Source organism: Psychrobacter pacificensis, from assembly GCF_900101915.1.
In the GTDB taxonomy this organism is placed as follows: Bacteria; Pseudomonadota; Gammaproteobacteria; order Pseudomonadales; family Moraxellaceae; genus Psychrobacter; species Psychrobacter pacificensis.
In genome coordinates, this window is record NZ_FNAL01000010.1 from 61,032 (window position 1) to 75,160 (window position 14,129).

Here is a 14,129-nt window from a genome sequence, read left to right on the forward strand (position 1 = left end):
AAACATTCAGCATCAAATATTAAACGCTACAGCCACATCAACAGCGACCAAAAGCGTTATACATACTTCTAGGTCTGCCCGTCTATTTACACCAGTGGCACAACTATACAACTGTCTGCAGTTTAGTGGACGAATATGCCAAATAAAGGTAACAATCGCAACCTTTCTTCAAGTTTCATAAAGCTACTTAATACGAGAACCAGTTATCATTTTCTTTGTCGATAGAGCGATGCTTTATCGTGATACTTCATAAGGTATCTTTAATCATCATTTATTAATATGAATTACATTAGGAAAAAACAATGAAAAAGATAATAGTAAGTTCGATTTTAGCCGCTACCGCTTGTTTATCTATGGTTGGTCAAGCCAACGCTGCACCTGACTACTCAAAGTCTCATGCCGCTCAAGTACAGCATCAAAAGCATGATGCTAAAGCCAAAGTAGGTAGTAAACATAAAGTTGTCAAAAACAAGGCAAAGGTATCACAGCAAAAAGCAAAAATAGTGGCTGCCAAGCATAAAGCACAAGAAAAGCATCAAGACAAATATCAGGGCAAATATAAAAACGATAAACAAAGCAAAAACGACTACAGACACCGCTCTTAAAAGTGATATCTGATTATTTAAAAATGACGCCCTAAGTAGGCGTCATTTTTATGTGCAATGGTTTGGCTAGTAGTTGTGATATATCTGGTCTTGTATCTCTATTTGAAGAGATATTACGGTTTAGCAGATATGCAAAACGCTCACACCTTAACGTTTCTTAAACTTTCATCAAGCTACTTAACATAGGAACTGGCTATGATAAGAGACAGTATTAACATCATCTGCGCGCGCTAGTTATCTCAAGTAGTGCTTTTCAATCAAACCAGTGATGTTAAATATTCATTGACTGTCCTAAATAATCATCTTAAAAATCGACTGAGAGCGCCCATGAGACAAACCTTGTTCGTACTATTTATCACCTTATTCAGTGTAATAGGCTACTCAGCCAACGCGATGGTACCAAGCATTGCTTTTGCAGAAGCAGTAAACGCGACTCCAAAACCAGTCATGTCTGCTGAAACGAAAAAAATCAGACGAGACTGCCGCATAAGTTTGGGGTTGAACAAGTTACATATGAATCTAAGTGACAGTGAAAAAGAAGCAATAAAGAGATGTATAGGCAGTAAACAGCTGTAGATTTAGATATTAGCAGCAATAGAGCAGTGATATGAGCCAGCAATATTCTTTATTGGTGGTTTTTTTTGATAGATAGGATAAAAATCACCATTTAGGCAGCATTAGACGATCAGACTGACAGTCTTACTGTTAAGGTGTCTGGATTTTATTTAGGATAGAGTATGACAGTACAGAAAAACTAGTGCGTTTCTCAGAATAGATAAGATTGGCGGTGAAGGAGGGATTCGAACCCTCGATACGCGATTAACGTATACACACTTTCCAGGCGTGCGGTTTCAGCCACTCACCCACTTCACCGTTTTTTGAACGCCTAAGTATAGCGGATACCATTTAAAATGTCACGACTTGCGCGCTATCTTTCTTTATTGCTAACTGCCTGCTAGGATAGCAGATACGCAATGATGAGTATAAATGGTTGAAGATTGAATGATAAGTTTCCGTGAGCGCACATATGGAGTTAAACACAGCATACTAATGACTGTCATGACAGTTGTAATAGGTGTTAATCAGGCACATGCTGATAATTTCACGCAGTGTAGCCAATCTTTTTATGGTGGTATCTATCCTGAATTTACCAACACCAAGCTAAGTAATAAGACACAAACACTATGCATGGATGGCTTTGCCGTTATGTACTCTGGTGTATCACGGACACCGCTGTGGTCAGCAGAACATCTAGATCGTGCGCGTCTGCAGCAAGCCAAACAGATCGACCGTGAAGACAGTTTTCACGAAGAAAGCAAGCTCCCAGAAACAGCACGCGCGTCATTGTCTGACTATTCAGGTTCTGGTTATGATCGCGGACACCTAGCACCAAATGCCAATATGGCAACGCGCAGCCAGCAATATGATAGTTTTAGTCTGGCCAATATCGCGCCGCAGTCGCCGCGCAATAATCGTTATATTTGGCGTAATATTGAGTCTGCTACTCGCTATTTGACCCAGCAATACGGTGAGGTTTATACCATTACTGGCGTCGCATTTACCAATAAAAAGACCAAGCAGCTTGCCAATCGTGTGCTTGTACCCAGCCATTTTTTCAAAGCAGTGTATATACCCGCGACCAATCAGGCAGGGGTATATTACGCACCAAATGACGAATCTGAACGCATTGATGTTATTAGTATCGATGAGCTGACCGCTGAAACCGGTATCGATGTCTTGCCGATGTTGGACATTCAAACCAAGCGAGAAGCATTGGATTTGCCATTGAAGGCAGGTGAGAGTTCAGACACAACTGATGCGTCAGCTCAGGAGCCGGATTGGATGCTATTCGTCTGGGCTATTTTGGAGTGGTTACTTGCGCAGTTAAAGGCATAGAGCAAAACGTAGAATACTTTTTGAGTTTTAAATACACCATAAGGATACACACATGATTGACCCATTCGCCAATGATCACCAAAGCATGCAGGTTGGTGATCTTGTTATTGAAAACCAAAAGGACAAAATCATCATCTATGGTGATATTGACCTGACTTTGGATGCATCCGGATATGAACACGCTCAGCAATTGCATGAGCTAATGAGTCGGGTCATAAACATATTTGAAAGTAAAAACCTTTATAATAATAATGATGATAAGTCAAAGGAAAATGATGACCAATTGGGCAAAGATATCGACAATCCCTTCTTGTAAGTCTTTGATATGGTTTTATTTTATAGAAATAATAAAGTATAAAAAAATTACTAGGCAAAGTCGGAAAATTGATTATAATGAGTCAAGACATCGCTTATGTCGCTCAAAATCTTTGACAAAGAGTTATGAGCAATATCGATAACCTACGCTTTATAAGTAGGGAATCGCAAAGCTTGTAATAAAAGATTCTAGCAAAGGATAAGCATAGGAGATCAGAAACATAATGTTTCGAGCAATCATTGTATGAAGGGAGTCAATCTATGAAGTTATTTACAAAAACCACGTTAGCCGTTGCTGGTATTGGTATTGCTAGTATGGCATTTGCTGCTGACCCATTAGCCAATACGACTTGGCAGACATATGATGAAGGCAAGCCAAAAGGTACGGTAAAAATTACTGAGTCAAATGGGGTACTGACAGGTACGCTTATTGCTACTAACTCAGCCAAAGGCAAAAAGCATATAGGCACGACCATTATTAGAGGTCTAAAATCTGATGGTGGCGGTAAATACAGCGGTGGTACGATTACTGATCCTGAAAAAGGCAAAGATTATCGTATGACGGCAAATCTAAGTGGTAATACTTTGAAGCTAAGAGGCTATATTGGTCCATTCTCTCGTAGCCAAGAGTGGAAAAAGAAATAAGTCGATCAAGTAGTTTTTTATCAGATCTGTACTTAATAGATAAAATCCCGCACTACCGAAAGGTACTGCGGGATTTTTTATGTTTTACATTTTATTGTGTCAGTAAGGGGAGGTTACTCAATAAAATAATAAACGCTGACACTACGGTAAGTAGTATCAGCGTATCGAACGATAGGGTTTAGACTATTAAGAGGTCTTATCTGATAAATTCTGGATAAGCTTCCATACCACACTCTGCAATATCAGCACCTTCATATTCATCCTCTTCAGAGATACGGATACCGATGACAGCTTTGATGATGACCCAAACGATGAAGCTTGCAACAAATACCCAAACAAAGATGGTCGCAGCGCCTGCAATCTGACCGATGAAGGTAGATGCTGGGTTGGTAATTGGTACGATTAGTAGACCAAACAGACCAACCACGCCATGAACTGAGATTGCACCCACTGGATCATCAATTTTGATTTTATCTAACGCTAAGATTGATAATACGACGATGACACCAGCGGCAACACCGAAAAGAGTGGCTTGTAGCGCAGAAGGGGTTGATGGCTCTGCAGTAATGGCGACTAGGCCGGCTAATGCACCGTTTAGGAGCATGGTTAGATCCGCTTTACCAAAGATGATACGAGCGATTATCAGAGCACCCACAGCACCGCCAGCAGCAGCAGCATTGGTGTTCAAGAATACCATGGCAACAGAGTTGGCACTGGCGATATCGCCAAGCTTGAGTACTGAACCACCGTTGAAACCGAACCAACCCATCCATAGGATCAATGTACCAAGCGCCGCAAGTGGAAGATTGGCGCCAGGAATCGCACGTATCTCACCTTTAGGACCGTATTTACCTTTACGGGGTCCTAGGAGTAATACACCTGCTAGAGCAGCAGCAGCGCCCGCCATATGGACGATACCAGAGCCTGCAAAGTCAGAGAAACCCATGTCACCTAGGTTAAATAACCCAAAGACATCGTTGCCGCCCCAAGTCCAACTGCCTTCTAATGGATAGATAACACCAGTCATGACAACAGCAAATAATAAGAAAGCCCATAGCTTCATACGCTCAGCAACAGCACCTGAAACGATTGACATACAAGTCGCTACAAAGACTACTTGGAAGAAAAAATCTGAGGCTGCAGAGTAGACAGAGTCACCACTAAAGCCATTTTCGGCAGAGGCTGCTAACGCGTCTTCTACCAAGGTGTCGCCGCCTGCAATTCCGCTCAAGAACAGATCGCCACCATACATAATAGCGTAGCCGCATATCATGTACATAGTACAGGCGGTCGCAAATAGCGCGACATTCTTAGTTAAGATTTCGACCGTATTTTTTGATCGGACCAATCCGGCCTCTAGCATAGTGAAGCCAGCTGCCATCCACATGACCAATGCCCCACAGATCAAAAAGTAAAACGTATCGAGCGCATACTGGAGCTCAAAGATTTGACTTTCCATTTAAATTCCCCTTGAATTTACAATATAGATATCGGTATGACCGATAGATAAAAATGCAGTAAGAGCCTTTCTCTATAAATCGATGTTTATAGATATGGCCTCAAATCTAGATAGCATCAGGTCCGGTTTCGCCCGTACGGATACGAATGACTTGCTCAAGCGCAGTGACGAAGATTTTGCCGTCACCAATCTTGCCAGTGCTAGCGATACGAGTGATTGCTTCAATAGCAGGTTCGACCATCTCGTCGATCACAGCGACTTCGACTTTTACCTTAGGTAAAAAGTCCACCACGTATTCTGCGCCGCGATAGAGCTCTGTGTGACCTTTTTGACGACCGAAACCTTTGACTTCAGTGACGGTAACACCTTTAACACCGATGTCAGAAAGCGCTTCACGCACATCGTCGAGCTTAAACGGTTTTAAGATCGCAGTGATTAGCTTCATAAAAAATTCCTTATTTGTGTGATGCCGCAGATTGATAGAGGCATTATGGTGCATCGTCGTATCTCTGCTTTGCTTACGATAAGTTATTCAAGAACTGTGCCAACCTACTCAAGGGGGAGGTAGAATTGGGTTTATTTATTCAAAAATAACCGCGGTTGCAACAGAGTATATGGGTGACGATGTAATGATGAGAGCCATCATTATAAACATAGTAAAAGCGAATCAACCTTTAGCGTTTGGTTAATGAAAACTTTATTATAACCAACTTTGTAGGTGCTTGGGGAGGCTATCCCTCTATTTCATGTGACGATTTGCTAACTTGAGTTTAGTAATAAAATGAACGTTTGATGACAGCTGATTAAAGCTAAATAGAGGAGAGGTCGCGGTAAGCGGCAGAGACCAAAAGAGTCATTGGTGCTCTGCGCTTATATAGATAGGCTATGTGTGTAGATAAAACGATGCTTAAGCCTTAGGAAAAAGGAGGTATGGTGTTTTGGTGCTGCCTAATAACTTCTTAGTATCGCTGCCTTGTAGCAACTCACGTAAACGCGATTGGCCAAACGCGCCTGTTATGAGTAGGCCGATATCGTTTTGGTTTTGGTAGTAATTTAAAGCCGCCGCAACATCACGGCAGTCTAATAATATTTTTTTAGATTTGATACCTGCTTGCTTGAGCTTCGCGTATGCTTCACGTAGGGCGTCACAGTTATCAGAGGTTTCTTTACCGATCATGACAATATGAATGGTCAAGGCACGCACGAGCGGGGTCTTACACAACCAATTAAGTAACTTATGGCATGTTGGACTGTTGTCAAAAGCAAACAAAGCGGTAGTAGGGGGCAAAAATGGTGCATGTGTCACCAAAATGGGGCAGTGGCTGACTCTAATCAGTTGTCCTAATGTCGATTTGCACGTGACATGATGACCGATAACGATCAATTGTGCTTTGTCATCGACGTAATCGATACTCTGGTTCAGGTTTTCATGACGATGCAAGGTATAAGTTTTAAGCTTATGAGGCTTTTGCTCGCAATACGTGGTAGCTTGAGACAGTAATAGTCTGCCCTGTGCTTTTAGTTCACAGTTGCCCAAATGCTCTTTGGTTGTGAACTGCTCAAGCAAGGCATTTTCATCATCGATATTGAGACAACCAGAATAATTGATTGCAGCTTTTTGCTGTAAGCTTGGGACTGAATGTAGCAGTCCTACAGGCGCGCGCAAGCGAATAGAAGCCCACATGCTGGCCTCTAATACAGCTTGAACATGATCAGGACAGTCCAAGCAAGCAATGACACTATCTGGTTTTAAGTTACTCATAAAACGGCCACATCATTCTAATCATCAAAATCAGCCACTCAGCGTAGGGCTAAGGCATCACGTACATACCCAACTCTTTTGACCAACGCAGCTGTCTATTTATCCATCGATTCACAAAACCTTGCCATACAACCTTGCCATACATCAATGACAAGTTAGACGTAGATTTGCTTAATCTAATAAGCCAATATCTCGGCGATCGTGAATAGAGAAGCGGTCAATCAGTGTTCGACTCGCATTGTTGAGTCCTACCACTTTGACATTAATACCTTCACGTTGCAAGCGCATGACCAGCTTGTCCAAGGTATCAACAGCACTGATGTCCCAAAAATGTGCATTGCTGACGTCAATTTGAATGCTGTCTACCGCTTCTTTGGTATCAAAGCTATTCAAAAACTGTGTCGTAGAGGCAAAGAATACCTGTCCTTGAACATAATAATAACGGGTATTGCTACTATCATCGTACTCACTGAATATGGTTAAGAACTGACCAATCTTATTGGCAAATGCTAAGGCAGATAGCAACACGCCAACACCAACGCCATAAGCTAAGTTGTGCGTAAAGACAGTGGTCAATACCGTCGCTAGCATCACTATATTGAATGACATCGGATGGGTTTTGAATTCGCGAATAGATTGCCAGTTAAACGTGCCAATCGATACCATAATCATGACAGCAACGAGGGCTGCCATTGGGATTTGGCTGACCCATTCACTCAAAAACACCACCATGATAAGCAGTACTACACCTGCGATCAAGGTAGAAAGGCGCGTGCGTCCACCGGATTTTACATTAATCATTGACTGACCAATCATCGCACAGCCTGCCATACCACCGAAGAAACCTGACACCACGTTAGCTATGCCTTGACCACGGCATTCTTTGTTCTTATCACTTGGCGTATCGGTCAGCTCATCGACAATCGTCGCAGTCATCATAGACTCTAATAAACCCACAATGGCAAGCGCAATAGAATAAGGAGCAATAATCAACAATGTATTTAGGTTCAATGGAATATCAGGCAATAAAAACACAGGCAACGAATCTGGCAAATCACCCATGTTACCGACGTTACGAATATCAAGATTCATATACATGGCGACCGCTGTCAAACCAACGATACAAATCAATGGAGAGGGAATCACACGGCCTATTTTAGGGATAAGTGGAAACAGATAAATAATTGCCAAACCCACAGCTGTCATGATATATACCGTCATACCGACACGCTCAGTCATGGGATTTAATTCTGGTAACTGGGCGGCGAATATCAATATTGCCAGTGCGTTGACAAAGCCAATGACGACTGAGCGCGAGACAAAGCGCATCAAATTACCAAGCTTTAGGATGCCCATGACGACCTGAATGACGCCGCACAATAAGGTCGCAGCCAGTAAATACCGCAAACCATGATCGGCAACCAAATCAACCATGACTAAGGCCATAGCACCCGTTGCTGCCGAAATCATACCTGGACGACCACCGACAAAACTGATCACCACAGCGATACAGAATGAGGCATATAGGCCGACTTTTGGATCCACACCTGCGATAATAGAGAAAGCAATGGCTTCTGGAATAAGCGCCAAGGCGACAACCAAGCCCGATAAAACGTCACCGCGAACGTTGGAGAACCACTCGTCACGCAAGTTATCAACAAAAGATATCATAAGTAAACTACATAGGGTTAGAGGCAAAAAAAGTAATCATTACTCATTTATAAAATGATCGTGTCACTAAAAATAGCTATTCATTTTTCTTTTACGTCAACATGCACAGGTCATGTTGCCGTGTTGGAATGTGAAAGGTCAATCATAAGTATGTCTACTGATTTTTTTGGTATCACAAATACGCTCATCAATATTCAAAAAGATGATAAGAGCAATAAAACTACCTAAAATATGGTTTGAACCAGATTGCTTAAAATAGGCTATAAAAAAGACCTATCGTAAGACATAGAATCAGCAATCACTTGCTGCAGTAGAGGGTAATCAATAATCTGCCAGAAAAGAATGCGGGTCTGACATCTCGTTGTAACACATGAATCATTGCTAAAGAGACGTGACAATAGCGCGATTAATGTGACAACATGATAAACTAAAATGCTTGGGTGAACTGCTTTATCATATAGCAGTGTCACGCATCAATTAAGTTAGCTATTATAGCATTAGCCACTGAATATAAAAATAGGCGAATAATAGCACAAACACATAAAAAATCAGTACCGAAATCTGAACGATACCGTTATGATGCTTGTCATCTCGACGGTGTCATTTGGAGTCGCTATCCGCATCAGTGTGCTTGATGACATCTCGCTCGTTCAATAGAAGGAATAGATATGACCGCTCATAACGCAACAGAAACCTTGATCCACAAGGGTAATGGTCTACAGGTCGTGGTTGGTTTGGGACAGTCTGGGTTATCGGTCGCGCATTATCTTGCCAAACAAGGCTATCAAGTGGCGGTAACAGATGCACAGGTCGCGCCTACACTGGCAGCACAATTGCCAGATGAGATTGAGGTTCGTCAGTTTGGTACCATTGACGCAGAATTATTGCAGCAAGCTGCCCGCATTATTATCAGTCCTGGTATCTCGCTTGACACACCTGCCATTGCAGCAGCTCGTCACGCAAATATTCCCGTCGTCAGCGACATTCAGCTTTTTTGTGAGGCTTGTACGGTGCCGATCGTGGCGATCACAGGCTCCAATGCCAAAAGCACCGTGACCACCTTAGTTGGGCAAATGGCAGCAGACGCTGGTATCAATGTGGGTGTAGGCGGCAACATAGGGATACCAGCACTCACTTTGCTGGATAATACGAACATGGAGCTGGCGGTGCTAGAACTATCTAGCTTTCAACTAGAAACCGTCACAAATTTGGGGGCAAAGGTTGCCACTGTCCTCAATATGTCACCAGATCATCTCGATCGCCATGGTGATATGCTGGGCTACCATCAGGCCAAACATCGTATTTTCCAAGGCGCTAAGTCCGTCGTCATCAACCGTGAGGATGCACTCACCCGTCCATTGGTTGCAGACAATCTGCCAAGGATCAGTACTGGCATCCATGCGCCTGACAAAGGACAGTACGGCCTGATAACAGATGGGGAAGGTCAAACATTTATTGCGCGTGGTACAGAAAGGTTACTGTCCGCAGACAAACTGTTGATGAAAGGACGTCATAATCTGCTAAACGCGCAAGCAGCTTTAGCGCTCGGTGAGCTTGCAGGTTTGCCCCTTGAGAGTATGCTCGAAACGTTACAGCAATTCACAGGTCTTGAGCATCGCTGCCAGTATATAGGGAGCTTTGCTAATATCGACTATTTTGATGATTCTAAAGGCACCAATATTGGCTCGACCATGGCTGCTATCGAAGGGCTAGGCGCGGTCTATGCACCAAAAGATGGTAAGCTATTATTGATTTTGGGCGGGCAAGGTAAAGGTCAGCAGTTTGGCGAGTTGACGCCCTTTATCAATCAGTATGTCAGCCAAGTGCTGTTTATTGGTGAGGATGGCAAGCAGATTGAGCAGCATTTACGCGCAACGAAATTAAGCGACGATGTGGCATTGCATCAATGCCAAACATTAGAAAACGCCTTTGTCACTATTCAGCAAGTCACTGCCAGCAGCCTATCGCAAGTGCAAGCGGTATTGTTGTCACCTGCCTGTGCCAGTTTTGATCAATACAGTGGTTATGCGGCTCGCGGTGAGCATTTCAGTCGATTGGTTGCTCAGTTAGACACGGCACAATCAGATAGCACGATTATCAGTTAAAAGTTTTAAATGGCTATGGGCTCGAACAGATTAGCTTAGATAGTGTAGTAGCATGTGAGTTACTTATTAACCAAAGCAGCATTTCTCGTATAAATGATTGTTTTGCTTATAAATTGCTGCTACTGTCGATCGTAATGACTCTGGTTGCTAGATAAATGATTGCTCAAGCATTTTTTGATGATTGAGGGTTTTTATCATCGTCTATCTAGTAAGATTTACTTTATGATTTTTTAAACGGTGGCGTTTCATAGACGTCGTGTTTTTTCGTTTGTTAGTGTATATAAAATTATGGCGCTCTCTTCTTTTTTTCGTTCTTCGCCCAAAACCAAGCAAGCCTCTGGCTCAGATGGTGTGCTTTCTATGCCATCAGCGCGCGCAATTTTACTATCGAGCGTAGGTTGCATGATGGTACTTAGTCTGCTGATGGTGGCTTCTGCTTCTATTCCTTTTGCGCTCAGTCGCGGTATGACGGAGCTGTATTTTTTCAATAATCAGCTACTTTACATGACGATTGGGTTAATCGTCGCCATTATCCCTTATTATGGTGTGTCGTTACGGACGCTATATAAGACTGAAACGCAGTTTCTTTTGTTGGGTATTACTGGTATTTTGCTGGTGGCAACGCTGTTTAGTACACCCATTAACGGCTCTAAGCGCTGGCTCACGCTGGGAGACTTTAACTTTCAGGTAGCCGAGTTGGCTAAGCTTGTCATGATTGTGTTTGTCTCTGATTTTGTGGTGCGCCGCTCTTTTGAGGTTCGTAATGGCCTAGACGGCTTTTTACGCATTATGCTAGTGGTGGTACTGATAACGATACTGCTATTGTCGCAGCCAGATTTTGGTTCTTTTGTCGTTATTTTGGGGACGCTATTTGCGATTTTTTATATCGCTGGAGCACCTTATAAGCATTTCTTAGCATTGGGTGCGGCAGCCGTTGGTGGCGCAGTGTTGATGGTGACCACGGCAGAGTATCGATTGGTACGTGTGATGTCGTTCATGGATCCGTTTGATGATGTGCAGGATACCGATTATCAGCTGGCACGTAGTCTGATTGCTTTTGGCCGTGGACAGTTTACCGGGGTTGGTTATGGCGAAAGCGTGCAAAAACTGTCGCATTTGCCTGAGGCGCATACTGACTTTTTATTGGCGATTACGGGTGAAGAATTGGGTTTTGTTGGTGTCAGTATGGTATTGATACTTGAAGCATTGATTATCGGTAGTGCGATGCGTATCAGTTACAACGCGCTAAAACGTCGCCAAATGCGCATGAGCTATACCGCGTTCGGTATCGGTGTGGTGTTTATTGCGCAGACGATTATTAATGCGGCGATGAACATGGGTGCCATTCCTACCAAAGGTCTCACCATGCCATTCTTTAGTTATGGCGGTTCTTCAATGTTGATTAGCTTGATGATGGTGGCTTTATTATTAAAAATATATAAAGAAAGTCCTGAGATTGAAAAGAGCCAATGCCGCTACTACTAAAAAGTTTAAATTAGTCTATACATTCTATGATCAAGCACTAAAAAAGCGCCGCAAACAGTGGCGCTTTTTGCTATCTATTTTTTTTGTGAGTTGCTTTTTAGTTATCTTCAATAAGGCGAATTCAACTGCTGCTTCCCTCGTAGCGGCGTATTGTCCCATTGAGCAATTGCTTGCTTGAGCATATTGGCTGGTGTGTCGATATCGACCTTTGGTTGCTGGAGTAGCTCTAATCCATGAGTAATGAGACGGCTTGGGTCTGAGGTATCAATTGGCTGCGCAAGATTTTGCTTAGAGAGCTTTTGACCGTCAGCATTATTGATTAATGGTAAATGATACCAATGGTCGATGGTTGGCAGTTGTGCCGCCTGCATGATACTGATCTGTGCTGTGGTCATGGGTAAAATGTCCAAACCACGCATGATATGAGTTACCTGTTGTAGGCCGTCATCAATGCTGGCTGCCAGTATATAATTGATCATACCGTCTTGACGACGAGCCACCATATCTCCTAGTGTCTGCTGCGGATTGTCCCATTGCAGTCCTTGGATACCATCGTGAAAGCCAATTTTATAGTCTGGCAGCTGTATACGTAATTTATGCTGTTGCCTATCAAGGCCAGATGCAACACAGCGTCGTGGGTAACGCTGTCTGTTTGGCTGCGTTTGATTGCATGGTTGTGTTAAGTTAGCATTATTGTGATGTCTATTAATTTCCTCTTGCGCCCAATATTGCTCTAGGTATTTGCGTGAGCACTGGCAGCCGTAGGTCAATGGGCGTAACGATGAAGACAAGTATTCGTTATAAATATCAATACGTTCAGACTGATAAATGACATCACCGTCCCAGTGCAACCCAAGCACCTCTAAGTCCATCAAAATCTGTTCAGTAAACTGTCTATCACAGCGCTCGGTGTCGGTATCTTCGATACGCAGCAGCCACTGTCCACCGAGCGATTTGATATGGCAAAAGCTTGCAAGTGCCGTGGTCAAAGAACCAAGGTGCAACTCACCCGTTGGTGAAGGGGCAAAGCGGCCAATAGGCTGGGATGATTTGGTGTGAGATGGCGTATCAGTAGGAATAGTTTTCACAATAAATGGCTATCGATAAAAATAATACAGATAGAATAATAAAAATCAGGTCCAAAAGATATTTATTAAATGAGATTGTTTCGTGAGCAAAGGCAACATTTCACCAACGCTCCCTCTACTCAACACAGAGTAGGGGGAGCGTTTGCGTGAAGAGGCAGTCATCTAAACGGTCGTCTAAAATGCAAAAAGCGACCACTCATAGGGTCGCTTTGTTTTACAGTCATCTTAGTTCTATCTGATTTAAGCGCCTTGGTTTTGGCGTTCTTTAATCTCAGACAAGGTCTTGCAGTCGATACATTGGGTTGCGGTTGGACGTGCTTCTAGACGGCGCAAACCGATTTCTACGCCACAAGTTTCACAAAATCCATAGTCATCATTTTCGATTTCCAATATGGATTTGTCGATTTTGCGGATAAGTTTGCGTTCACGGTCACGTGTGCGTAAAGCAAGGGCAAACTCTTCTTCTTGAGTGGCACGATCATTGATATCAGGCATGGCGCTTGATTCGTCTTGGATGTAGCTTTTGGTACGATCCGCTTCGCCAATCAGTTGGTTTTTCCATTCCAACAAAATCGCCTTAAAATGCTCTAACTGTGCATCAGACATATACTCTTCGTCTGGGGCTGGCACATAAGGAGTAAACTTGACTTCACTTGGATTTGTGGTCACGGTGCTCATATAGGTATCCTACTTTTTCAAATTAATTCAATAAAACGACGTATCAAAAGACAAGACGTTATCAGTTTTACAAACGCTATAATTTGTCCTTTTATCAAACGTTTTACCACTTGGTAACACAAGTAACACAGCTGATCAAATAATATCGTTATGCTGGTCTATCGGTATCGACACACCATTGCTTAGGTATACTGCGATGCAAAATTTTCGTTCAATAGCATGGCTGCAATCATGTGGTAAATGACTGACTGTGAAAAACGATTTTAGCTACTATATTGCTGACTAATGTGAGATATCAGGTCATTTCGCTTCATTTTACAAGTTGTATCATTGTTTTTAATAATAATGAAGTTATTTTTTATCCTGATCTCATTTTTGCTTAATCTACTCTCTAGTGCCACTTCAGTTAATAGGTGCTAA

At 42.8% G+C, this 14,129-nt stretch carries 12 protein-coding genes and 1 tRNA gene; 6 read left to right on the plus strand and 7 right to left on the minus strand.

The window, feature by feature from the left end; translation table 11 throughout:
• The first annotated feature begins 302 nt into the window (after window positions 1-302).
• Window positions 303-605: a hypothetical protein gene (locus BLR43_RS07655; protein ID WP_071002761.1), complete on the plus strand. Its 303-nt coding sequence runs from the start codon at window positions 303-305 to the stop codon at window positions 603-605.
• Between the two features lie 782 nt (window positions 606-1,387).
• On the opposite strand, the gene BLR43_RS07665 is transcribed toward BLR43_RS07655, so the two are convergent.
• Window positions 1,388-1,478: transfer RNA gene (locus BLR43_RS07665), tRNA-Ser, on the minus strand.
• A 186-nt stretch (window positions 1,479-1,664) separates the two neighbouring features.
• Between BLR43_RS07665 and BLR43_RS07670 the strand changes: the two genes are divergently transcribed.
• The 3 genes from BLR43_RS07670 to BLR43_RS07680 all read left to right on the plus strand — a co-directional run bounded on the left by BLR43_RS07670 (window position 1,665) and on the right by BLR43_RS07680 (window position 3,461).
• Complete coding sequence (locus BLR43_RS07670; RefSeq protein WP_227674111.1) at window positions 1,665-2,501, plus strand: DNA/RNA non-specific endonuclease; 837 nt, start codon at window positions 1,665-1,667, stop codon at window positions 2,499-2,501.
• 52 nt (window positions 2,502-2,553) lie between these two features.
• Entirely contained in the window at window positions 2,554-2,817 is a 264-nt protein-coding gene (locus tag BLR43_RS07675; RefSeq protein ID WP_093070137.1) for a hypothetical protein, read from the plus strand.
• Window positions 2,818-3,077: 260 nt separating this feature from the next.
• A complete protein-coding gene (locus BLR43_RS07680; RefSeq protein ID WP_058023491.1) occupies window positions 3,078-3,461 on the plus strand; it encodes a DUF2147 domain-containing protein in 384 nt (127 codons plus the stop codon).
• Between the two features lie 196 nt (window positions 3,462-3,657).
• Here BLR43_RS07680 and BLR43_RS07685 read toward each other — a convergent pair whose 3' ends face one another.
• The 4 genes from BLR43_RS07685 to BLR43_RS07700 all read right to left on the minus strand — a co-directional run bounded on the left by BLR43_RS07685 (window position 3,658) and on the right by BLR43_RS07700 (window position 8,353).
• A complete protein-coding gene (locus BLR43_RS07685) occupies window positions 3,658-4,920 on the minus strand; it encodes an ammonium transporter (protein ID WP_093070140.1) in 1,263 nt (420 codons plus the stop codon).
• Between the two features lie 106 nt (window positions 4,921-5,026).
• On the minus strand, window positions 5,027-5,365 hold the full coding sequence (locus tag BLR43_RS07690; protein ID WP_010197981.1) for a P-II family nitrogen regulator: 339 nt from the start codon (window positions 5,363-5,365) through the stop codon (window positions 5,027-5,029).
• A gap of 462 nt (window positions 5,366-5,827) precedes the next feature.
• Entirely contained in the window at window positions 5,828-6,682 is an 855-nt protein-coding gene (locus BLR43_RS07695; RefSeq protein ID WP_093070142.1) for a universal stress protein, read from the minus strand.
• A gap of 171 nt (window positions 6,683-6,853) precedes the next feature.
• Window positions 6,854-8,353, minus strand: a complete 1,500-nt coding sequence (locus BLR43_RS07700; protein ID WP_093070144.1) for a SulP family inorganic anion transporter — start codon at window positions 8,351-8,353, stop codon at window positions 6,854-6,856.
• 668 nt (window positions 8,354-9,021) lie between these two features.
• Here BLR43_RS07700 and murD point away from each other — a divergent pair.
• The gene (gene murD / locus BLR43_RS07705; protein ID WP_093070146.1) at window positions 9,022-10,458 is read left to right on the plus strand and encodes a UDP-N-acetylmuramoyl-L-alanine--D-glutamate ligase; all 1,437 of its coding nucleotides are present in this window, start codon (window positions 9,022-9,024) and stop codon (window positions 10,456-10,458) included.
• Between the two features lie 288 nt (window positions 10,459-10,746).
• Complete coding sequence (locus BLR43_RS07710) at window positions 10,747-11,943, plus strand: peptidoglycan glycosyltransferase FtsW (protein WP_201587447.1); 1,197 nt, start codon at window positions 10,747-10,749, stop codon at window positions 11,941-11,943.
• 107 nt (window positions 11,944-12,050) lie between these two features.
• Here BLR43_RS07710 and gluQRS read toward each other — a convergent pair whose 3' ends face one another.
• Window positions 12,051-13,031: a tRNA glutamyl-Q(34) synthetase GluQRS gene (gene gluQRS, locus BLR43_RS07715; RefSeq protein ID WP_379542900.1), complete on the minus strand. Its 981-nt coding sequence runs from the start codon at window positions 13,029-13,031 to the stop codon at window positions 12,051-12,053.
• A 240-nt stretch (window positions 13,032-13,271) separates the two neighbouring features.
• Complete coding sequence (dksA, locus tag BLR43_RS07720) at window positions 13,272-13,709, minus strand: RNA polymerase-binding protein DksA (protein WP_071002794.1); 438 nt, start codon at window positions 13,707-13,709, stop codon at window positions 13,272-13,274.
• Between the last annotated feature and the right edge of the window lie 420 nt (window positions 13,710-14,129).

What these genes read in the sequence shown, in the direction of transcription:
- BLR43_RS07655 (WP_071002761.1), top strand. Translation starts at nt 303, where the DNA reads ATGAAAAAGATAATAGTAAGTTCGATTTTAGCCGCTACCGCTTGTTTA.
- BLR43_RS07670 (WP_227674111.1), top strand. Translation starts at nt 1,665, where the DNA reads ATGACAGTTGTAATAGGTGTTAATCAGGCACATGCTGATAATTTCACG.
- BLR43_RS07675 (WP_093070137.1), top strand. Translation starts at nt 2,554, where the DNA reads ATGATTGACCCATTCGCCAATGATCACCAAAGCATGCAGGTTGGTGAT.
- BLR43_RS07680 (WP_058023491.1), top strand. Translation starts at nt 3,078, where the DNA reads ATGAAGTTATTTACAAAAACCACGTTAGCCGTTGCTGGTATTGGTATT.
- BLR43_RS07685 (WP_093070140.1), bottom strand. Translation starts at nt 4,920, where the DNA reads ATGGAAAGTCAAATCTTTGAGCTCCAGTATGCGCTCGATACGTTTTAC.
- BLR43_RS07690 (WP_010197981.1), bottom strand. Translation starts at nt 5,365, where the DNA reads ATGAAGCTAATCACTGCGATCTTAAAACCGTTTAAGCTCGACGATGTG.
- BLR43_RS07695 (WP_093070142.1), bottom strand. Translation starts at nt 6,682, where the DNA reads ATGAGTAACTTAAAACCAGATAGTGTCATTGCTTGCTTGGACTGTCCT.
- BLR43_RS07700 (WP_093070144.1), bottom strand. Translation starts at nt 8,353, where the DNA reads ATGATATCTTTTGTTGATAACTTGCGTGACGAGTGGTTCTCCAACGTT.
- murD (WP_093070146.1), top strand. Translation starts at nt 9,022, where the DNA reads ATGACCGCTCATAACGCAACAGAAACCTTGATCCACAAGGGTAATGGT.
- BLR43_RS07710 (WP_201587447.1), top strand. Translation starts at nt 10,747, where the DNA reads ATGGCGCTCTCTTCTTTTTTTCGTTCTTCGCCCAAAACCAAGCAAGCC.
- dksA (WP_071002794.1), bottom strand. Translation starts at nt 13,709, where the DNA reads ATGAGCACCGTGACCACAAATCCAAGTGAAGTCAAGTTTACTCCTTAT.